Origin of the sequence: Variovorax trehalosi (assembly GCF_051216415.1) — a bacterium.
Taxonomy (GTDB): Bacteria; Pseudomonadota; Gammaproteobacteria; order Burkholderiales; family Burkholderiaceae_C; genus Variovorax.
The window spans coordinates 1,355,979-1,374,969 of record NZ_JBPJZG010000001.1 but is presented as its reverse complement, the minus strand read 5'-3'; the positions used below and the strand labels follow the sequence as shown (position 1 = coordinate 1,374,969).

Annotated in this window: 17 protein-coding genes; 8 read left to right on the top strand and 9 right to left on the bottom strand. The window is 67.5% G+C overall.

Features of this window, described 5'->3' with window-relative positions:
- Positions 1 to 23: 23 nt before the first annotated feature.
- Complete coding sequence (locus ACSFA7_RS06420; RefSeq protein WP_435498588.1) at positions 24 to 3,095, bottom strand: FAD-binding and (Fe-S)-binding domain-containing protein; 3,072 nt, start codon at positions 3,093 to 3,095, stop codon at positions 24 to 26.
- Positions 3,096 to 3,113: 18 nt separating this feature from the next.
- On the bottom strand, positions 3,114 to 3,809 hold the full coding sequence (locus ACSFA7_RS06415; protein WP_435498587.1) for a GntR family transcriptional regulator: 696 nt from the start codon (positions 3,807 to 3,809) through the stop codon (positions 3,114 to 3,116).
- Between the two features lie 121 nt (positions 3,810 to 3,930).
- Here ACSFA7_RS06415 and ACSFA7_RS06410 point away from each other — a divergent pair, with 121 nt between their 5' ends.
- The 3 genes from ACSFA7_RS06410 to ACSFA7_RS06400 all read left to right on the top strand — a co-directional run bounded on the left by ACSFA7_RS06410 (position 3,931) and on the right by ACSFA7_RS06400 (position 7,073).
- On the top strand, positions 3,931 to 5,175 hold the full coding sequence (locus ACSFA7_RS06410; protein ID WP_435498586.1) for a pyridoxal-phosphate-dependent aminotransferase family protein: 1,245 nt from the start codon (positions 3,931 to 3,933) through the stop codon (positions 5,173 to 5,175).
- Between the two features lie 115 nt (positions 5,176 to 5,290).
- Positions 5,291 to 6,268 carry a Bug family tripartite tricarboxylate transporter substrate binding protein gene (locus tag ACSFA7_RS06405; RefSeq protein WP_435498585.1) on the top strand — a complete coding sequence of 326 codons (978 nt, stop codon included), beginning with the start codon at positions 5,291 to 5,293 and terminating at the stop codon, positions 6,266 to 6,268.
- Between the two features lie 43 nt (positions 6,269 to 6,311).
- On the top strand, positions 6,312 to 7,073 hold the full coding sequence (locus ACSFA7_RS06400) for a 2-keto-4-pentenoate hydratase (RefSeq protein WP_435498584.1): 762 nt from the start codon (positions 6,312 to 6,314) through the stop codon (positions 7,071 to 7,073).
- Here ACSFA7_RS06400 and ACSFA7_RS06395 read toward each other — a convergent pair.
- A complete protein-coding gene (locus tag ACSFA7_RS06395; RefSeq protein ID WP_435498583.1) occupies positions 7,022 to 7,984 on the bottom strand; it encodes a LysR family transcriptional regulator in 963 nt (320 codons plus the stop codon). The genes ACSFA7_RS06400 and ACSFA7_RS06395 overlap by 52 nt on opposite strands.
- A 92-nt stretch (positions 7,985 to 8,076) precedes the next feature.
- Here ACSFA7_RS06395 and ACSFA7_RS06390 point away from each other — a divergent pair, with 92 nt between their 5' ends.
- Entirely contained in the window at positions 8,077 to 9,267 is a 1,191-nt protein-coding gene (locus tag ACSFA7_RS06390; protein ID WP_435498582.1) for an MFS transporter, read from the top strand.
- A 9-nt stretch (positions 9,268 to 9,276) separates the two neighbouring features.
- On the opposite strand, the gene ACSFA7_RS06385 is transcribed toward ACSFA7_RS06390, so the two are convergent.
- Complete coding sequence (locus ACSFA7_RS06385) at positions 9,277 to 10,104, bottom strand: dienelactone hydrolase family protein (protein ID WP_435498581.1); 828 nt, start codon at positions 10,102 to 10,104, stop codon at positions 9,277 to 9,279.
- A 106-nt stretch (positions 10,105 to 10,210) separates the two neighbouring features.
- Here ACSFA7_RS06385 and ACSFA7_RS06380 point away from each other — a divergent pair, with 106 nt between their 5' ends.
- Both ACSFA7_RS06380 and ACSFA7_RS06375 read left to right on the top strand, forming a co-directional pair.
- A complete protein-coding gene (locus tag ACSFA7_RS06380; protein WP_435498580.1) occupies positions 10,211 to 11,191 on the top strand; it encodes a GlxA family transcriptional regulator in 981 nt (326 codons plus the stop codon).
- A gap of 137 nt (positions 11,192 to 11,328) precedes the next feature.
- Positions 11,329 to 11,787 carry a GNAT family N-acetyltransferase gene (locus ACSFA7_RS06375; protein WP_435498579.1) on the top strand — a complete coding sequence of 153 codons (459 nt, stop codon included), beginning with the start codon at positions 11,329 to 11,331 and terminating at the stop codon, positions 11,785 to 11,787.
- On the opposite strand, the gene ACSFA7_RS06370 is transcribed toward ACSFA7_RS06375, so the two are convergent.
- The 3 genes from ACSFA7_RS06370 to ACSFA7_RS06360 form a co-directional block, all read right to left on the bottom strand.
- On the bottom strand, positions 11,774 to 12,166 hold the full coding sequence (locus ACSFA7_RS06370) for a PaaI family thioesterase (protein WP_435498578.1): 393 nt from the start codon (positions 12,164 to 12,166) through the stop codon (positions 11,774 to 11,776). The genes ACSFA7_RS06375 and ACSFA7_RS06370 overlap by 14 nt on opposite strands.
- Before the next feature lie 108 nt (positions 12,167 to 12,274).
- Positions 12,275 to 13,846 (bottom strand): hypothetical protein, encoded by a 1,572-nt coding sequence (locus tag ACSFA7_RS06365; RefSeq protein ID WP_435498577.1) that lies wholly within the window; start codon positions 13,844 to 13,846, stop codon positions 12,275 to 12,277.
- A gap of 13 nt (positions 13,847 to 13,859) precedes the next feature.
- On the bottom strand, positions 13,860 to 14,834 hold the full coding sequence (locus ACSFA7_RS06360; protein WP_206179174.1) for a helix-turn-helix transcriptional regulator: 975 nt from the start codon (positions 14,832 to 14,834) through the stop codon (positions 13,860 to 13,862).
- A gap of 299 nt (positions 14,835 to 15,133) precedes the next feature.
- On the opposite strand from ACSFA7_RS06360, the gene ACSFA7_RS06355 reads away from it, so the two are divergent.
- A complete protein-coding gene (locus tag ACSFA7_RS06355) occupies positions 15,134 to 16,012 on the top strand; it encodes a helix-turn-helix domain-containing protein (protein WP_435498576.1) in 879 nt (292 codons plus the stop codon).
- Between the two features lie 36 nt (positions 16,013 to 16,048).
- Here ACSFA7_RS06355 and ACSFA7_RS06350 read toward each other — a convergent pair whose 3' ends face one another.
- Together ACSFA7_RS06350 and ACSFA7_RS06345 are read right to left on the bottom strand one after the other, a co-directional pair.
- Positions 16,049 to 16,933 carry an N-formylglutamate amidohydrolase gene (locus tag ACSFA7_RS06350; RefSeq protein WP_435498575.1) on the bottom strand — a complete coding sequence of 295 codons (885 nt, stop codon included), beginning with the start codon at positions 16,931 to 16,933 and terminating at the stop codon, positions 16,049 to 16,051.
- Positions 16,933 to 17,916, bottom strand: a complete 984-nt coding sequence (locus ACSFA7_RS06345; RefSeq protein WP_435498574.1) for a Bug family tripartite tricarboxylate transporter substrate binding protein — start codon at positions 17,914 to 17,916, stop codon at positions 16,933 to 16,935. Before ACSFA7_RS06345 ends, ACSFA7_RS06350 begins: the two co-directional genes overlap by 1 nt.
- Positions 17,917 to 18,067: 151 nt before the next feature.
- Between ACSFA7_RS06345 and ACSFA7_RS06340 the strand changes: the two genes are divergently transcribed.
- Entirely contained in the window at positions 18,068 to 18,985 is a 918-nt protein-coding gene (locus ACSFA7_RS06340; protein WP_435498573.1) for a LysR substrate-binding domain-containing protein, read from the top strand.
- Positions 18,986 to 18,991 lie beyond the last annotated feature (6 nt).

Here is an 18,991-nt window from a genome sequence, read left to right as displayed (position 1 = left end):
ATCCTGCCCGCGAGCCAGCCGGTTTACCGTCTCACCGGATCCGGCTTCAGCAGGTGGCGCGCCAGCAGCACCGCCACGTGCACCGCCTCGCGCTGCGCTCCGTCGCCGATCTGGTGGCGGCAGCTGGTGCCATCGGCCACCACCACCGCATCGGGCTTCGCGCGAATGGCCGGCAGCAGGCTCGCCTCGGCCATCTGCATCGAGACATCGAAGTGGCTCGCCTCGTAGCCGAAGCTGCCGGCCATGCCGCAGCAGGAGCTCTCGATCAGCTCGGGCTGGGCGCCGGGAATGAGCTTGAGCACATCGATGATCGGGCTCACCGCGCCGAAGGCCTTCTGGTGGCAGTGGCCGTGCAGGAGGATCGGCGTCGTGGACGGCTTCAGCGCCAGCTCGAAGCGGCCGGCCTTGATTTCGCGCGCGATGAATTCCTCGAACAGAAGCGCCTGCTTCGCCACAGTCTGCGCCTTGTCGCCGAAGCCCATCACCAGCGTCTCGTCGCGCAGCGTGAGCAGGCACGAGGGCTCCAGGCCGACGATGGGAATGCCGGCTTGCGCGAGCGGCAGCAACGCGTCGATCAATGCTTCGGCGCGCACCTTCGCCTCGTCCACCATGCCGCTCGCGAGGAACGTCCGGCCGCAGCAATGGTGCCCGCCGCTCTTCTCGACCGTATGCAACACATAGCCCGCGGCTTCGAGCACGCGCGCCGCCGCAAAGGCGTTCTCGCTCTCGAAGGTGCCGTTGAAGGTATCGACGAAAAGCACCGCCGCCTTGCCGCCCCGCGCCGCCACCGACAGCACCGAGGCCTGGTCGGCGAACAACCCGGGCTCGTTGCCCTTCGCGCGCCAGAAAGTGTCGCTGCGCCATTCGGGCAACGAACGCTTCGCCGAAAAACCCAGCAGCTTCTCGCCGAGCCATGCCGCGCCCGGCACGCTGTTGCGCAGGTTCAGCAGCCACGGCATGCGGCTCGCCCGATGCGCGTAGTCGGGCATGTAGGCCACGAGCTTGTCTTTCAGCGTATGGCCGTGGCGCTTCTTGTAGTGATCGAGAAACTCGATCTTCATCTTCGCCATGTCCACGCCTGTGGGGCAGTCGCGCTTGCAGCCCTTGCAGCCGACGCACAGGTCCATGGTCTCGTGCATGGCTTCGCTGGTGAAGGCGTCGGCGCCGAGCTGGCCCGAGAGGGCGAGACGCAGCGTGTTGGCGCGGCCACGCGTGAGATGCTGTTCGTCGCGCGTCACGCGGTAGCTCGGGCACATGGTGCCGGCGTCGAACTTGCGGCAGTGGCCGTTGTTGTTGCACATCTCCACGGCCTTGGCGAGGCCGCCGGTGCTGTCGCCGCCGGTGCCGGGTGCGGTCGTCAGCTCGGTCACCGGATCGGCATTGACGTTCCAGGCCGACCAGTCGAGCACCGGCTTGAGTTCGATGCGGCGGTAAGGCTTGGGTGCGGTCGGCGGCGCGAAGCGGAACAGCGAGCCGTCATCCATGCGCGGCGGATCGATGATCTTGCCGGGGTTGAACAGGTCGATCGGATCGAGCTTCTTCTTGATCGCGCGAAAGGCTTCGTTGATGGCCGGGCCGAACTGCCATTCGATCCACTCGCCGCGGCACAGGCCGTCGCCGTGCTCGCCGCTGAACGCGCCCTTGTACTTGCGAACCAGCGCGCTGGCTTCTTCGGCGATGGCGCGCATCTTGGTGGCGCCGTCTGCCCGCATGTCGAGGATCGGCCGCACATGCAGCGTGCCGACCGAGGCGTGCGCGTACCAGGTGCCGCGGCTGCCGTATTTGGCGAACACCTCGGTCAGCGCGTCGGTGTATTCGGCCAGGTGTTCGAGCGGCACCGCGCAGTCCTCGATGAAGCTCACCGGCTTGCCGTCGCCCTTCAGGCTCATCATGATGTTGAGGCCGGCCTTGCGCACTTCCCACAGGTTCTTCTGGCGCGCGTCATCGGGCATCTCGACCACGCTGCCCGGGAGGCCCAGGTCGCCCATCAGTTCGACGAGTTGCTTGAGTTGCGGCAGCAGCGCGGCCTTGTCGGCGCCGGAGAACTCGACCAGCAGGATCGCCGCGGGCTTGCCGATCAGCGCGGTCTCCACCATTGGCTTGAACGCGGGGTTCGCCAGGCTCAGCTCGATCATCGTGCGATCGACCAGCTCCACCGCCGTCGGCCCGAGCTTCACGATGTGCTGCGCCGCATCCATGGCCGCATGAAAGGTCGGAAAGTTCACGATGCCCAGCACCTTCGCGCGCGGCAGCGGCGCGAGCTTGAGCTTCAGGCTCTTGGTGTACGCGAGCGTGCCTTCGGCGCCGATCAAGAGGTGCGCAAGGTTCACGCTGCCATCGGCCGTGTACGGCTTCTCGCTCTGGTTGTCGAAGATGTCGAGGTTGTAGCCGGCCACGCGCCGCATCACCTTGGGCCAGTGCGCCGCCATCTCGTCGCGCTGCTGGCGCGCGAGGCCGCGCACGAACTGCGCGATGCCGGCCGCGCGCACGCCGAGCGTGCCGACCGGGCCGAACTCGACCAGCTCGCCACTCGACAACCACGCGCTCGCGCCCAGCACGTTGTGCACCATGTTCCCGTAAGCGATGGAGCGTGAGCCGCAGGAGTTGTTGCCCGCCATGCCGCCCAGCGTGGCCTGTGCGCTGGTCGATACATCGACCGGATACCAGAGCCCGAGCGGCTTGAGCTTCGCGTTCAGGTGATCGAGCACGAGGCCGGGTTCGACGGTGGCCGTGCCCTCCTCCGCATTCACCTCGAGCACGCGGCGAAAGTGCTTGCTGTTGTCGATGACCAGCGCCGCACCGGTGGTCTGCCCGCACTGGCTGGTGCCGCCGCCGCGTGCCAACACGGGCACCTTCAGGTCGCGTGCGATGTCGATGGCGGTCGCGATGTCCTTGTCGTTCGTCGGCACGAAGGCGCCGACCGGCGTGATCTGGTAGATCGACGCATCGGTGGCATAGCGCCCGCGCGAACCGTCGTCGAACAGCACCTCCCCTTGCGTCTCGGCGCGCAGCCGGCGCGAGAGCAGCTCGCAGGTGTCGTTGGGCGGAAGAACGGTTCCGGCTGGCTGCATGTGGCTGGCGGGATCGATGCGCATGGTGATGGTGGGTAGGGGTCAGTTGGCCTTGTTGGCCTGGGGATAGATCTCGCCGGCGCGCAGCAGCTCCAGCACCGTGTCGCGCTTGCGCAGCACGTGCGCGATGAGCACCTTGCGCATGGCCTGCGCGTCGCGCGCGGCCAGCGCCTGGATCATCTGTTCGTGCTCGTCGACCGCGTGCTTCCACTTGGTCTCGTTCTGGTTGGTGCGAAAGCGCAGCGACTGCACGCGCGCGTTGATCGAGCGGTAGGTGCCCGCGAGTACCGGGTTGCCCGCGGCCTCGTTGATGGCCGTGTGGATGCGCGCGTTCAGGCGGTAGTAGCCCGAGAGATCGCGCCGCGAAAAGCAGGCCAGCATCTCGTAGTGCAGCGCGCGCACCTCGGCGAGCTCTTCGTCGGTGATGCGCTTGGCGGCAAGTTCGCCGGACATGCCCTCGAGCATCGCGAGCACCTCGAAGGTGTCGAGCACGTCGGCCTCGGTGAGCTTCACCGCGACCGCGCCGCGGTTGGGCAAGAGGTCGACCAGCCCCTCGGCCGCGAGCAGCTTGATGGCCTCCCGCAGCGGCGTGCGCGACACGCGCAATTGCAGGCACAGCTCGCGCTCGTTGAGCTTGGCGCCCGGTGCGATGTGCCCTTCGACCAGCATGGTGCGAAGGCGCGCGGCCACCTGGTCATGCAGCGCGAGCCTGGAGATCTCGATGATTTCAGCAGTCATGGGTTTTCCCTTTGAATGCATTTTGAATGCAAAAAATAGGGCCCACAACCCCATAAATTAAGGGTAAACCATCAATCAAAAAAGCATTTTGAATGCAAAACTGAAAGCGAAAGGACAGTCCATGCTGCAACTTGACATCCATCCCACCGGTCGCCACTTCCTCCAGATTCCCGGTCCGAGCCCTGTGCCCGACCGCATCCTGCGGGCCATGAGCCTGCCCACCATCGACCACCGCGGGCCTGAGTTCGGCACGCTGGGTTTGAAGGTGCTCGGCGGCATCAAGCAGATCTTCAAGACGAAGCACCCGGTCGCCATCTACCCCGCCTCGGGCACCGGCGCCTGGGAGGCCGCGCTCGCCAACACGCTGAGCCCGGGCGACCACGTGCTGATGTACGAGACCGGCCATTTCGCCTCGCTCTGGCAGAAGATGGCCACGCGCCTGGGCCTCTCGACCGAGTTCCTCGCGCTCTCGGGCACAGACGAATACCTGCCGAATGCGCCCAGCTGGCGCCGCGGCGTGCAGGCCGAGCTCATCGAGGCGCGCCTGCGCAAGGACACCGAGAAGAAGATCAAGGCCGTGTGCGTGGTGCACAACGAGACCTCCACCGGCGTCACCTCCGACATCGCGGCGGTGCGCAAGGCCATCGATGCGGCCGGCCACCCTGCTCTTTTGATGGTCGACAGCATCTCGGGCCTGGCGAGTGCCGATTTCCGGCACGACGAATGGGGCGTGGACGTGACCATCAGCGGCTCGCAGAAGGGCTTGATGCTGCCGCCCGGCATCAGCTTCAACGCGCTCTCGCCGCGCGCACTCGAAGCCGCGAAGACCGCGAAGCTCCCCCGCGCCTTCTGGGCCTGGGACGAAATCGTCGAGATGAACAAGGACGGCTACTGGCCCTACACGCCCAACACCAACCTCCTCTATGGCCTGTCGGAATCGCTCGACATGATCCTGGGCGAAGGGCTGGACAACGTGTTCGCACGCCACCAGCGCTGGGGCGCGGGCGTGCGCGCCGCGGTCAACGCCTGGGGCCTGCCGATCCAGTGCGCGGACCCGGCCGTGTACTCGCCCGTGCTCACCGGCGTGATCACGCCCGAAGGCGTCGATGCCGACGCGCTGCGCCGCCTGATCCACCAGCGCTTCGACCTCTCGCTCGGCACGGGCCTCGGCAAACTCAAGGGCCGCATGTTCCGCATGGGGCACCTGGGCGACAGCAACGATCTGACGCTCGTGGCCATGGTCGCGGGCGTCGAGATGGGCATGAAGCTCTCGGGCATCAAGCTCGCTGGCAGCGGCGTGCAGGCGACGATGGACCACTTCGCGAACCACGCGGCAGCGCCCGTCGGCTTGCAGAAAGCCGCATAGGCCTGCGACACACCGGCCGCAACGCATCGCTCGAACGATGCGGCGGCCTCCACCTTGCCGGAACTGTCAACAGGCCGGCACGCATCGGACCCCCAACACCACGGAGACAAAGATGATGCAAAGACGTTCCCTCATTCAAGCCGCGGGCGCAGCAGCCGCCACGCTGGGCGTGCCCCGGCTCTTCGCGCAGGAGTGGCCCTCGGGGCCTGTGCGCATCGTGGTGGGCTTTCCACCCGGCGGCGGCACCGATGCGCTCGCGCGCGTGGTCGCGCAGAAGCTCACTGTCATGTGGGGCCAGCAGGTCATCGTCGAGAACAAGGGCGGCGTCGCGGGCGTGCTCGCGGCCGACTACGTGGCCCAGCAGCCCAGCGACGGCAGCACGCTGCTGATGGCGCACATCAACAGCCACGCGCTCGCACCCAGCCTGCAGCCCAAGCTGCGCTACAACGTGGAGCGCGACTTCGTGCCGATCGTGCTCGTGGGCGTCACGCCCAACCTGCTGATCGCGAACCCGGGACAGAAGGCGTTGAGCGTGAAGGACATCGTCGCCGCCTGCAAGGCCGCGCCCGGCACGGTGAGCTTCGGCTCGGCAGGCGCGGGTTCCGCGCAGCACCTGGCGCTGGAGATGTTCAAGCTGCAAGGCGGCGTCGATGCGCTGCACGTGCCGTACAAGGGCAGCGGCCCGCTGCTGGCCGACCTGATGGGCGGCCAGATCCAGTACAGCTTCGAGACCATGACGGCCGCCACGCCGCATGTGAAGAACGGCCGCGTGATCGCTGTTGCCCAGACACGCACCAAGCGCGCCAAGGGCCACCCGAACGTGCCGACGATGCAGGAGCAAGGCTTCGCAGGCTTCGAGGCCACCACGTGGTACGGGCTGGTCGGCCCGGGCAAGCTGCCGCCTGCGATTGCGCAGAAGGTGAATCGCGATGTGAACACGGTGCTTGCGATGCCCGATGTGCAGGAGCGCATGGACACCTACGGTGCCGAAGACGGCGGTGGTACGCAGGACAAGTTCAAGCAGTTCATCAGCACTGAAATTGCCAAGTGGGCGAAGGTGGTGAAGGACGGCAATGTGCACGTGGAAAGCTGATGTGCCGCCTCGCAACTGACAGAATCGCCGGATGAATCCATCCATGACCGCCCTCGCCGACGCCCTGATCGCCGCACGCCGCAGCAACCGCACCCTCGACGCCGCCCCCTGGACCGATGCGTTGCAAGACGCCGCCCAAGCCTATGAAGTGCAGGACGCCGTGGCCGCCGCGCTCGACTGGTTCGGCGACGACGGCGCCGTCCCGGGCCACTGGAAATCCGGCGGCGGTTCGCGCAGCGTGACGCTCACGCATGCGCCGCTGCCGCCGTCCGGCGTGCGCCAGAGCCCGGCCAATTTCGACGACCTCGTGTTCCACACGCCCGGCATCGAGTCCGAAATCGCGTTGCGCCTTGGCCAGGACGTGACACCCGAACGAGCCGCGAAGATCGATCACGACAACGCGGCCTCGCTCATCGACGCGATGGCCGTCTCCATCGAGATCGTCGATTCGCGCTGGCAAGACCTCGCCTCCACACCCGCCCTGCTGCGCCTGGCCGACTCCCAAGTCCACGGCGCCCTCGTGCTCGGCGAATGGCAACCTTACGCCGCCATCGACTGGGCGTCGCAGCGCTGCGAAACGCGCATCGGCGATGGAGAAGTCGTCGTGCGCGAAGGTACCCATCCGCTTGCGGATCCGGCGTGGCTGCTGCCGATCTGGCTGCGCCACATCACGCGGCATGGCCAGACCGCACGCGCCGGCACGGTCGTGACGACCGGCTCCTGGGTCGGCGTACTGCCCTGCCGCCGCGGCGATCAGGTGACGGCCGAATTCGCCGGCATCGGCGCGGTTCGCTTGCGCGTGTAGCGCCCGTCTCCCACACCCGAGCAGGCCACCAGGAAATCGAGCACCGCGCGCACCCGCGCGGGCAGCGTGCCGGCCTTGCCGATGTACACCGCGTGGATCGGCTCGGCCTCGCCCGGATTGAATTCCTCCAGCAGCGGCACCAGCCGCCCCGCATCGATGTCGTGCTGCACGTGATAGAGCGACAGCCGCGCCGCACCGGCGCCTGCAATCGCGAGGTGCCGCAGCGTCTCCCCATCGCCCGCACGCACCGGGCCCGCGACGGGAATCGTGATCGTCTTGCCGTCGACGCGCAGCGGCCAGTCGGGCGCGTTGCGGCGGTAGGTCCAGCCGAGCCGGCTGTGCGCTTCCAGCTCCTGCGGCGTGCGCGGCGTGCCGTACTTCGCAAGGTAACCGGGCGAGGCCACGATGGCCTGGTGCGTTTCGCCCAGGCGCCGCGCCACCAGGTCGGACGCCGGCAATTGACCCCAGCGGATCGCGATGTCCGCGCGCTCGTCCATCAGGTCGACGATGCGGTCGGTGAGTGCGATGTCGAGCGTGATCTGCGGATGCATCTCGAGCAGGCGCGGCACCAGCGGAACCAGCATGTGATGCCCGAACGACACGCTCGCGTTGATGCTCACCCGCCCGCGCGGTGCCGCACCCGCGGCGGCGCAGCGCTCCGCCTCGTCCATGTCGGCCAGCACGCGCGTGCTGCGCTCGTAGAAATGCAGCCCTTCGGGCGTGAGTTGCAGCTTGCGGGTGGAGCGGTGCACGAGCTGGATGCCCAGCCGCAGTTCGAGCCGTGCCACCAGCTTGCTGATGGCCGAGGGCGTCATGTCCAGCAAGCGCGCCGCCGAGGAAAAACCGCCGGACTCGACCACCTGCACGAAGGCTTCCATTTCACCGGAGCGGTTGACGTCGATGCGCGGCATGGGCCTTCCTCTTCTGTGACTTCAAATCACAAGTGCATGTACCAGCGGCATTCTAGTCACAGGCCCCGAATGTCCGCACAGTACAGGGCATCATGCCAATCGCTCTACTTGCCCTCACCGCCGGTGCCTTCGGGATCGGCACCACAGAGTTCGTCATCATGGGCCTGCTGATGCAGGTGTCGACGGACCTTCATGTCTCCATCACGATGGCCGGCCTGCTGATTTCGGGCTACGCGCTCGGCGTCGCGGTCGGCGCGCCCGTGCTCACCATCGCCACCCGCAAGCTGCCGCGCAAGACCGTGCTGCTCGCGCTGATGGCGATCTTCACGCTCGGCAACCTGGCCTGTGCGCTCGCGCCCAACTACGAAATGCTGATGGCCGCGCGCGTCGTCACCTCGCTTGCGCACGGCACCTTCTTCGGCGTCGGCTCGGTGGTGGCCACCGGCCTCGTGGCGCCAGAGCGCCGTGCCTCGGCCATCGCGATCATGTTCACCGGCCTCACCGCCGCCACGCTGCTGGGCGTACCGGCCGGCGCATGGCTGGGCCTGCAACTGGGCTGGCGCTCGACCTTCTGGGCGGTGACGCTGATCGGCGTGCTGGCCTTCGTGGTCCTTGCGGCTTTCGTGCCCCGCATGAAGGGTGAAGCCAAGCCCGCACCGCTGCGCGAAGAGCTGGCCGTGCTGGCCCGCCCGCAGGTGCTGCTGGGTCTCGCGATGACGGTGCTCGGCTTTGCCGGCGTGTTCGTGGTGTACACGTACATCCAGCCGCTGCTGACGCAGATCACCGGGCTCTCGGAATCGGCCGTGTCGCCGATCCTCCTGGTGTTCGGCGGCGGCCTCGCGGTCGGCAACATCCTCGGCGGCAAGCTGGCCGACCGCGCACCAATGGCCGCCGTGCTCGGCACGCTGGTGGCGCTGGCCGTGGTGCTCGGCACGATGCAGTTCGCCATCGGCACGCCGTTCGCCGCGGTGGTTTTCGTCGGGCTGCTCGGCGTGGCCTCGTTCGCGACCGTGGCGCCGATGCAGTTGCGGGTGCTGGAGAAGGCCTCGGGCGCCGGCCAGAACCTGGCTTCGAGCCTCAACATCGCAGCCTTCAACCTCGGCAATGCGCTCGGCGCCTGGGTCGGCGGCGTGGTGATCGACCACGGCCCGGGGTTGCGCGCGCTGGGCTGGGTGGCCGCGCTGCTCACGCTCGTCGGTCTGGCGATCGCGCTCTGGAGCCGCTCGCTCGACCGGCGCGAAACCGGCCGGCCCGTGGCCGATTGCGCCTCGGCACAGGCCTGATCCTTTCAGCTACTTCAAGATCAGCCGGCACGCGAAGAACGAAAGGATCTCGTCGCGCGCCGCGATCGTCGGCTGGCCCGCTTCATCGATGAGGTGGGCCGTCACCACGCTGTGCGGGCTCGCCACCAACTGCTCGAAAAACGAAGGCAGCGACTCCTGGTTGGCCGCACTGTCGGGCAGGACCCGCGCGACGAAGCGGCTGCCGAGCACGGCGGAATAGGCGGCAAAGCGCTGCGCGGTGCAGAACTTGTCGCCCTCGAAGCGGTAGGCCATCACGGTCAGGTCCTCGCGGTCGAGGCGTTGCTTCACCGCGGAGATTTCCTCCGGAGAGATCTCGATGCCGGCCGGGTTGTCCAGCGGCAATGCCGGCTGCGACAGCACCGGTGCCAGCACCGAAGGCTCCAGCATCATCGTGAGCGCGAAGTTGCCGGTGAAGCACATGCCGATGGCACCGACGCCCGGCCCGCCGCATTCCCCGTGTGCCAGCCTCGCAAGCGCGCGCAGCCACTGCGTCACAGGGCTCGACTTGTTGCCCGCGAAGGCGCGGAACTCCGCGCTCACGCAGGCGTGCTGGAAGACAGCCTTGCCCTCCTGTGCATCCGCCACCGCGCCATCGCGGCCGAACAGCGACGGCATGTACACGGTGAACCCCGCATCGCGCACCCAGCGGGCAAAACGCGCGACGTGCGGACTGATGCCCGGCATCTCGGTCATGACGATCACCGCCGGCCCGGAGCCTGCGATGTAGACCTTCTTGGTGGCGTCTTCCAGGGTGATCTCGCGGCGCTCGAAGTCTTCGAGCGGATCGGTTTCGTTCAGGTTGCGTGGCGCGGGCATCGTGGCTGGCTCCTGCAGTTCTTCATGTGGATCGGAGCGGCTATTACACGTGGCCTGCCGCTAGACTGACAGTGTCCAATTCGACGTTTATCAGGCGTTTCAAGCCATGCACGATTTCACTGTCCTGGTGTTGCCGAGAGCCTTTGCCACCAGCGTTTCCATCACGCTCGACGTGCTCGATGCCGCTGCAGGCTTGGCACCCGGCCTGAAGATGCCACGGCCGACCTGGCGCGTCGTATCGCCGGACGGCGGCATGGTCCCGCTGAGCAGTGGTGTGCAGGTGGCAACCTCGGCGATTCCCGCACGCGCCCGCCCCGACGCCTCGACATGGATCGTCCCCGGCCTCGGCGTCGACCGCCCCGCCGATCTGGCCGTACGCCTGGCGGACGACTGCGCCACCCGCGCCATCGCCGCCGTGCGCCGCCACGCCACGCGAGGCGGCGCGGTGGCCGCATCGTGTTCCGCGGTGTTCCTGCTGCAGGCCGCGGGCGTGCTGCAGGACCGGCGCGCCACCACCACCTGGTGGCTCGCGCCGGAGCTGCGGCGCATCGAACCCCGCTGCAATGTCGATGCGGACCGCATGGTCTGCGCCGACGGGCCGGTGAGCACGGCCGGCGCCGCGTTCGCCCAGTCGGACCTCATGCTTCATCTGCTGCGCACGCGCTTCGGACCGTCGCTGGCCGATGCCGTCGGCAAGGTGTTGCTGATCGATGGCCGCGAGGCGCAGGCGCCGTTCGTCGTGCCCTCGATGATGTCCAACGGCAGCGAGCTGATCCGCCGGTTGATGCAACGCATCGAATCGTCGCTGCCGCGTCCGCCGAGCGTCGCGCTTCTCGCCGACGAGTTCGCGATGTCGCAGCGCACGCTGGCCCGCCACGTGCGCGCCGCAACGGGCCTGGGTCCGCTCGCGCTCGTTCAGAGCGTGCGGTTGTCGCGGGCAAGGATGCTGATCGAAACGAGCCGGATGACGATCGATCAGGTGGCCGCGCAGGTCGGCTATGAAGACGCCACAGCGCTCAGACGCCTCATGCGCAAGGCGGCCGGTGCAACGCCGAGCAAGTTCCGCATGAACCTGCTGTCTGCCTGAAGCCCGCGGCTCCCGGGCCGGGAAGACTGCGCTCCTGCAAGAATCGAAGCGAAAAAAGGGCCGCCATGCCACGTCCTCGACATCCTCCAATCTCCCTCCGCCCCGCTCGCGCGGCCGACGCACACGCCCTCGCCGCCTTGTCGATCCAGGTCTGGCTCGCCACCTACACCGAGGGCGTAAGCGAGCTGTTCGCGCGCTACGTGCTGTCGGAGTTCACGCCCGAGAAATTCCTCGCGCTGCTGGATGCGCCCGATGTTTCGCTGCATGTTGCCGAAGTCGATGACAGCCTCGTCGGTTATGCGCTCGTGCGCTCCGGCGTGCTACAGCCCTTGGTGCCCGAAGCCGATGCGGAACTCTGCACGCTGTATGTGCAGGAGCCGTTCACGCGGCACGGCGTGGGGTCCGCGTTGCTGCAGGCGGCACGTGCGGGCAACGATGGTCTGTGGCTCACGGTGAACGTGCAGAACCTGCGCGCCTGCCGCTTCTACGAGAAGCACGGCTTCGTGGTTCGCGGCAGCACCGACTTCGTCCTCGGCGAAGGCAGGCACAGGAACCATGTCCTGGCGATGCCGCAGGTCGCATCTAGCGAGGCCTGATCATCCGCGCGCTCGCCGTCGAGCGCGCCACCATCCGCCCCTGTGCATCGCTCAGGTGCGCCTCCAGGAACGAGATGGTCTTGCCGAGCTGCACGACCCTGCCCTCCCCGTACAGGAGCCCGGGCGAAGCCGCCGCCAGGAACGACACGTTGAGATCGATCGTGGCCGAGAACGCACCCGCGCCGTTCATCAGCCACAACGCAGGCCCCATCGTGTCGTCGAGCATCGCGCCCAGAATGCCGCCCTGCACCGCGCCCGCGGGATTCAGGAAGTCCTCGGTCGCAATGAAGCTCATGCGGACCCAGCCCTTCGCCGTGTCGAACCCGAGGATGCGTTGGCTGAACAACCGCGCGGTCGCGGAACTGGGAAAACGATCCATCAATGGGTCCGACGTCATCACGATCCTTCGCTCCGCAAGGCGGGTCGAAAAATCCTAGCGGGCTGCTCCTGACAACGTGGTGTCAGGAGCAGCGTCGGCAGCGCGCGCTCAGGGGTTCACCACGTCGCCCTTGCCATCTGCCTTCGAGGCGTCGTAGCGATGGTTGTCGCTCCAACTCGCAAAGCCCGGGCCGGATGCAACGGCCACCGGGTTCCAGCCGGTCGGGCGGAACCGGTTGTCCACCGCGACGACGTTGCCGTAGCCCGCGTTGCCTGTGCGCTCCAGGTAGAGGTTGTAGCCGCCGCCTTCGAGGTAGTTGCCTTCGATCCGCACGTTGTGGATCGGCAGCCAGGTGGGCTGGATGAAGAGTGCGCCGGTGTCGTTCGCGGTCGAGCAGTCGAGCCGGTTGTTCAGGAACACGACGGTGCGCCCCGGCGCATCGGTGAAATCGCGGATGGTCGCGGCCTCGTTGTGCGAGCCGGTGGTTTCGGGATTGCCGAAGGCGCGCAGCCCGCGCACGTAGTTGCGCTCGGCACGCGCGCTGTGCACCGCGCCGGTCTCGAAGAAGCAGATGCCCGAGCCCATGCCGTGCATGTAGTTGCGCTCCAGGGTCCCCACGCCGAGGAAGGCGCACGACTGCGCGATGGCCGATGCACCGAGGTGCTCCGCATCGATCTCCGAGTCGCGGATGACGACATTGCCGGCCTGCGTGGCGGTGCAGCCGCCGTCGCGGCAGGTGGTGGTGGTCACCAGGTAGTCGTGGTGCTCGCCTACGCGGTCCGGTCGGATGCACGACTTCTCGACCAGGATGTTGCCGTTCGACAGGTCCAGCGCCCCCGTGATGCGCAGGCCGCTCAACACCGTGCCCGATGCGGGCTTGAGGCTGCCGGTGTACACGGGCAACTGGTCGCACGACAGGCCGACGCCGGCAAGGCCCACGTTCGCTGCCGTCACGTTCCAGCCGCGCGCGGGGTTGGACGTGGGCGGCTCGGTCGGAGGTTCCTCTGGCGGCGTGGTGCCCACCTTGAGTGCGTGGATCGAATAACGCAGTCCGCCCTGGCCATCGGTGCGGCTTTGCTGCGCGGGCCAGTTGCTGCTGAAGTCCAGCTTCATCCAGCGCAGTCCGCTCGAGGTGCCGCCGCCATCGGCCGCGATGCCGGCCGCGTTGTCGCCGGACCAGATCGCGAGCCAGTAGGCACCGCCCTTGCGCACGGTTGCGCGGCTGGTGAGCGGGAACTCGAGCCAGCCCGATTCGAGGGCCGACTTGCGCTCGCTGGAAGACAGCAACTGCGGACCGCCGTCGGCATCGGCATAGATGGCCGCCTTGTACGCGATGCCGCCCGCACCGGCCTGGCCCTTGACCCACGCACGGATGCGATCGAGCTCTGCGTCCTCGTTGGCTGCGTACAGGTTGAGGTTGATGTAATGGCCGCTCGCATCGGCCAGGCCGTCGGTTTGCGAGCCGGCATCGTTGCTGCCGAGCACCTGCTCCGTGCTCGATGGATTCGGCGATGCCTTGGCCGCCAGCTTCTGTGCCGATGCCGCGTCCTTGCCTGCGCCTTCAGCGGCACCCAGCGAAGCGCCGCCGCTGGACCCACCGCCACCGCACGCGCCAATGGCGATCGCGCAGCCCGCCGACAGGAACCACCGGACCCAACCGCGCGATGTCTGCGTCTTCACAGAATGAATGGGCTCACATCTCGCTCAGCACGCCGAAGTCGCTGTCGCCCTGCTGCACCGCGTTCACCAGCTGCACGCGGTTGCGCGCGGCGAAGCGGCGGCGCAGCTGGCGCATGTGGTAGTCCACCGTGTGCGCGGACAGGTCGAGCCGGTTCGCGATTTCCTTGTCGCTGCGACCCTGCAGCAGGTGCTGGAGGATGTACTGCTGCGTCGTGGAGATCTCGATGCGTGCCCCGCCCGTCTCGCTCGCCATGCGCGAGTGGCGCGACAGGTATTCATGCAGGCTCAGGCCCAGCGTCAACGCCTGCCCGACGACTTCGTCGGTGATCCAGCTGCGGCCCCGCTCGCTCGACTGCAGGCTGATGACGGTGTACTGGTTCACATGCGTGGGTGAGGCCAGCCGGAACATCAAACCGCTGCGGATGCCGCTGGCGAGCAGGTCGTCGACAAAGCGCTGCCGCCGGCCCGCCGCGTCCTCGGTCGCAGTCGTCGCAGCCGAAGAGATGGGCATGGCCTCGAGCTGCTCGACGTCCCACACCAGCGGCAGGCTCGAAGCCGGCACGCCCTGCTGACGCAGGTCCATCTCGTAGAGGCGGTGCGAGAAATAGCGCTGCACCCATTCGGGGTTCGCGTAGGCGGTGAAGAAGCTCAGGGGCCACCAGCGTCCGCGCAGGAAGGTGATCGTGCCGTAGCCGAGCCAGTCGAAACCCAGCGCGTTGAGCATGCCCTGGATCAGGTAGCGGCGCTCCTCATGGCTGCCGGCGTCCAGCAGTTCGCCGACGATGCCCGGCACGCCTTCCGCATGCCGGTCCGCCGACGGCGGCAGGTACAGCTGCTCTTCCGAGTAGAGCTGCGGAAACGGGCCACCGGTCGGCAGCTCGGGCAGTTCGGGCGACTCGCTCGAAGGCGCGGCCACGTCAGTGTCGTGATTCCGCGTCTGCGACAGCGATGAGGCCGCGGCGCGTTGCAACAAGGTAGCAAGAATCATGGGATGCCTGTTTGAAATGCCGCGTGCATTTGTTAACGCCGCGGAGTTGGGGGCCAAAGTACCAAAGGGTGTGGGTGTCGCCTTGTAAATTCTTAGCTTCAGGTACGCATTCGTATCACCGGATTCGGGGAAGGCGGGCCGAGACATCGCAGCCTCGCCACAACTGAATACCTTTGCATGACCGATGCAACACGTGCATCAATCCCGCATGAAATGAACGCTTCACAGAAGCCCGATGCGCTGGCATGCTGATTGCTCCCTGTCAGTACAACAACAGCATCCGAGGAGTCCCGCCTTCGATGGAAATCCTGGCCGCTTCCCGCTATTGGCGCGACGCCGATCTCACAGGTCTCCAGTTCACCGCCAACCGACTGCTGCATCGCGAGATCCGGCCGCACCGGCATGTCGGCTTCACGCTTTCGGTGTCCGACACCGAGCTCCATGTGCGCAGCGGCAACCGCGTGACGGTCGTGCCGCCGGGCACGCTGCTGCGCATCGCGCCGCAGGTCTGGCATTCGGTGCAGGCGCGCAGCGCGCCATGGCGCGAGGACGCCATGTATTGCAGTTCCGCCGTCGCCCGCTGCATCAGCGCGGCGCACGAAGGCACCCCCACGGCCCGCGCGGAAGACGATGCGGGCATCTCGATCTTTCTCGATCCCTCGGCGGCCTTTGAATTTCTCGAATGCCACCGGCTGCTTCACGAATCCTCCGGCACCGGCAACGAAGAAGACATCGCGGCCGGCCGCGCCCTGCTGCGCCAGCGTCTCGCGCAATGGATTCCCCTGCAGCCCACGCCTGCGCGCGTGGTCGACAGCGGCGACGAGCGCATGAACCGGCTCTACGAACTCATCGCCTCCGGCTTCCAGCAGCGCATGACGCTCGACAGCCTCGCCGAGGCGGCGGGCCTGCATCCGGTGCACCTGCAGCGGCGCTTCAGGGGCGCGCTCGGGTTCACGCCGCACGAGATGCTCGTGGGCCACCGCATCGAATACGCGCGCGATCTCATCGCGGGCGGCGCACGCGTCACTTACGCTGCGCATGCGGCCGGCTTCACCGACCAGAGCCATTTGCACAAGACTTTTCTCGGCACCTACGCGGTGCTGCCCGGCGACTACCGCAGGCTCTCCGCACTCGATGCGTTGCAGCCCGCCTCGGCGCGCAACGGCATCGTCGGATAGAGCGGTCGGCACAGTCCAGGTGCGTCGCATCGCGGGCTAGCCTCTCTTCAACTGCAGCTTCACATGCGCCGCCACCGCCGAGATGGTGGCGTCGATGCAGCGCTGCAGCGGCGCGAAGCCGTCGTTCGGTTCGCGCGTCGCTTCGTTCATGTAGATCGGGCGGCGGATCTCGATCTGCAGGCTGTGCCGCTCCTGTGCCGGGTTGCCGATCTCCGCGATCAGCGCCACGCCTTTGTAGGGGTCGTTGCGCGCCACCGTGTAGCCGTGCGCGCGCACCGTGGCTTCGACCACGTCCAGCAGCGCGGGCTCGCAGGTCGTGCCTTCGCGGTCGCCGAGCACGAAGTCCGCGAGCGGCCGCGTGGAAGAGATGCGCAGCTTTTCATACGCGTTGCCGGGCATCGAATGCAGGTTGAGATGCCACAGCGCGCCGAAGTCGGCCACCGCGCGGCGCACCGCGTTCGAAAGCGCCGCGTGGTACGGCTTCCAGAACCTGTCGATGCGCCACTGCACCGCGGCGGGCTGCAAGGGCTGGTCGTACAACGGCTGGTCGGCCGCGATACGGCTCCACACCAGGCCGTAGCCCAGGCGCGATTTCTCGCCGGGCTTGAGCGGCAAAGGCCAGGGTCCATCGAGCAGTTCGGGGTCGAGGTCGTCGATGGCCCGGTTGGGGTCGATGTAGGCCCGCGGGAACTGCGCGCTCAGCAAGGTGGCGCCATGCTGCGGCGCGGCCGACCAGAGCGCGGCGACGTGCGTGTCCTCGGCCTGGCGCAGCTGCGCGAACGGCACGCGGGTGACGAAGTCCGCCGGGTAGCAGGTGCCGCTGTGCGGCGAATCGCACACCAGCGGCAGCCGGGCCACGCCCGATGGCGGATCGACGACGACGACGACCGGGTCGCTGTCCTGCATGTCGTGCGCGCTCATCACAGCTTGATGTTCGCGACCTTGGCGATGCGCGCGTACTTGTCCATCATTTCGCGGATCTGCTGCGCGAACTGCGCCGGCGTGTTGGCCATCGGCACGCCCGAAATCTCGATCGTGCGCTGCTTGAACACCGGGTCCTGCATGGCCTGGTGCGCGCTGGTCATGAGTTTCTCGATCACCGGCGCCGGCACGCCCGCGGGCGCGACCAGGCCGAACCAGCCGCCTTCGCTCATCGCCTCGAAGCCGAGCTCGCGGTAGGTCGGCACATCCGGCAACAACGGCGAGCGCTGCGGCGACAGCACCGCCAGCGCGCGCAGCTTGCCCGACTTGATGTGCGGGAGCGACGACGGCAGGTTGTCGGTCATGGCATCGACCGTGCCCGCCAGTGCGTCGGTGGCCGCCTGCCCCGCGCCCTTGTACGGCACGTGCGTGAGCTTGATGCCCGCCAGGTCCATGAACTGCTCGACGTTGACGTGCCCGAGCGAGCCGTTGCCGGGCGAGGCGAAGGTGAGCTTGCCGGGCTCCGACTTGGCCAGCGCGATGAACTCCTGCATGTTCTTCACCGGCAGCTTGGGGCTGACCACGAACACGCTGGGCACCGACATCACGTTGGTGATCGGCTGGAAGTCCTTCACCGGGTCGTAGGGCAGCTTGGTGTAGACGGCCGGGTTCGCGCCATGCGTGCTCACCGTGGCCATGCCGATGGTGTAGCCGTCGGGCTCCGCCCGCGCCACCGCCGAGATGCCGATGGTGCCGCCCGCGCCGCCGCGGTTCTCAACCACCACCTGCTGCCCGAGGATCACCGACATCTTCTCGGCCAGCAGCCGCGCCACCAGGTCGGTCGAGCCGCCGGGCGGGAACGGCACGATCAGCTTGATCGGCTTGTCGGGGAAGGAAGAAGCGGCGTGTGCATCGACGCTCACCATCGGCAGCCCGAAGGCAACGGCGGTGATGGCCAGCAGGAGGTCTCGGCGTTTGTTCATCGTGAGTAAGTCGAAAGAAATATCGTTGGAGACAACGCACATCGAGGTGCCCTGAAGTGCGGCGATTATGTGAAGCGACCCCTCGTGTTTGGAGTGACAATTGCGCCGCTTGCTATGACCAGCGCGCATAGCAAGCCACCCCACTTCACCCATGCGAATCCGTTCACCGTCGTTGCACGAGCTGCATGCCTTTGCCAGCACCGCGCGTCTGGGCAGCTTCTCGAAAGCGGCCGACGAGCTGTGCGTCACGCAGGGCGCGGTCAGCCGTGCGGTGGCGCGGCTGGAAGAAGAACTGGGCGTGCGTTTGCTGGACCGCCACGGCCGGCTCAGCACGCTCACCGATGCGGGCCGCGCCTACCTCGACAACGTCGCGCCGGCGCTGCAGCAGCTTGATGCCGCCGCCGATGCCGCCAGCGCGCAGCACGGACCGCACACGCTGCGCCTGTCGGTGCCGCCGACGCTGGCCACCAAGTGGCTCATTCCGCGGCTGCCCGACTTTCGCAAACGCCACCCCGAGGTCGCCATTTCGTTCGCGCCTTATCGACGCGACGATCCGCTGGACATGCCCGACATCGACGGCTGGATCCGCGTGCGCACCGGCGACACGGCATGGCATCCGGTGGGCATCCAGTCCGACTACCTCGTGGGCCGCGAGATCGTGCCGATCTGCCGGCCCGAGGACCTGCGCGGCCCGCATGCATTGCACACGCCCGAAGACCTGCTGCAGCGGCCGCTGCTCTTTCACGCCAACTATCCCGACAACTGGCGCCTGTGGTTCGACACGCAGGGCTTGCGCGGCACGAACCCACGCCCCGCCGCCGACTTCGACCAGGTCGTGATGCTGGTGCAGGGCGTGATCTCGGGCCTCGGCCTCGCGGTGGTGCAGCGCTGCCTCATCGAAGACGAACTCGCCGCTGGACGCATCGCGATTCCCATCGACCGCGCCGCGCTCACGCCGCGCGGCTACTACGTCTGCGCGCCGAAGGGTCGGCGCGAGACGCGGGGGATGCGGGTGTTCAGGGATTGGGTGCTGGCGCAGGCGGCGGAGGCCACCGCGCCAGCCTCCTGAACGCCC

What these genes read in the sequence shown, in the direction of transcription:
- ACSFA7_RS06420 (WP_435498588.1), bottom strand. Translation starts at nt 3,095, where the DNA reads ATGCGCATCGATCCCGCCAGCCACATGCAGCCAGCCGGAACCGTTCTT.
- ACSFA7_RS06415 (WP_435498587.1), bottom strand. Translation starts at nt 3,809, where the DNA reads ATGACTGCTGAAATCATCGAGATCTCCAGGCTCGCGCTGCATGACCAG.
- ACSFA7_RS06410 (WP_435498586.1), top strand. Translation starts at nt 3,931, where the DNA reads ATGCTGCAACTTGACATCCATCCCACCGGTCGCCACTTCCTCCAGATT.
- ACSFA7_RS06405 (WP_435498585.1), top strand. Translation starts at nt 5,291, where the DNA reads ATGCAAAGACGTTCCCTCATTCAAGCCGCGGGCGCAGCAGCCGCCACG.
- ACSFA7_RS06400 (WP_435498584.1), top strand. Translation starts at nt 6,312, where the DNA reads ATGACCGCCCTCGCCGACGCCCTGATCGCCGCACGCCGCAGCAACCGC.
- ACSFA7_RS06395 (WP_435498583.1), bottom strand. Translation starts at nt 7,984, where the DNA reads ATGCCGCGCATCGACGTCAACCGCTCCGGTGAAATGGAAGCCTTCGTG.
- ACSFA7_RS06390 (WP_435498582.1), top strand. Translation starts at nt 8,077, where the DNA reads ATGCCAATCGCTCTACTTGCCCTCACCGCCGGTGCCTTCGGGATCGGC.
- ACSFA7_RS06385 (WP_435498581.1), bottom strand. Translation starts at nt 10,104, where the DNA reads ATGCCCGCGCCACGCAACCTGAACGAAACCGATCCGCTCGAAGACTTC.
- ACSFA7_RS06380 (WP_435498580.1), top strand. Translation starts at nt 10,211, where the DNA reads ATGCACGATTTCACTGTCCTGGTGTTGCCGAGAGCCTTTGCCACCAGC.
- ACSFA7_RS06370 (WP_435498578.1), bottom strand. Translation starts at nt 12,166, where the DNA reads ATGGATCGTTTTCCCAGTTCCGCGACCGCGCGGTTGTTCAGCCAACGC.
- ACSFA7_RS06360 (WP_206179174.1), bottom strand. Translation starts at nt 14,834, where the DNA reads ATGATTCTTGCTACCTTGTTGCAACGCGCCGCGGCCTCATCGCTGTCG.
- ACSFA7_RS06355 (WP_435498576.1), top strand. Translation starts at nt 15,134, where the DNA reads ATGGAAATCCTGGCCGCTTCCCGCTATTGGCGCGACGCCGATCTCACA.
- ACSFA7_RS06350 (WP_435498575.1), bottom strand. Translation starts at nt 16,933, where the DNA reads ATGAGCGCGCACGACATGCAGGACAGCGACCCGGTCGTCGTCGTCGTC.
- ACSFA7_RS06345 (WP_435498574.1), bottom strand. Translation starts at nt 17,916, where the DNA reads ATGAACAAACGCCGAGACCTCCTGCTGGCCATCACCGCCGTTGCCTTC.
- ACSFA7_RS06340 (WP_435498573.1), top strand. Translation starts at nt 18,068, where the DNA reads ATGCGAATCCGTTCACCGTCGTTGCACGAGCTGCATGCCTTTGCCAGC.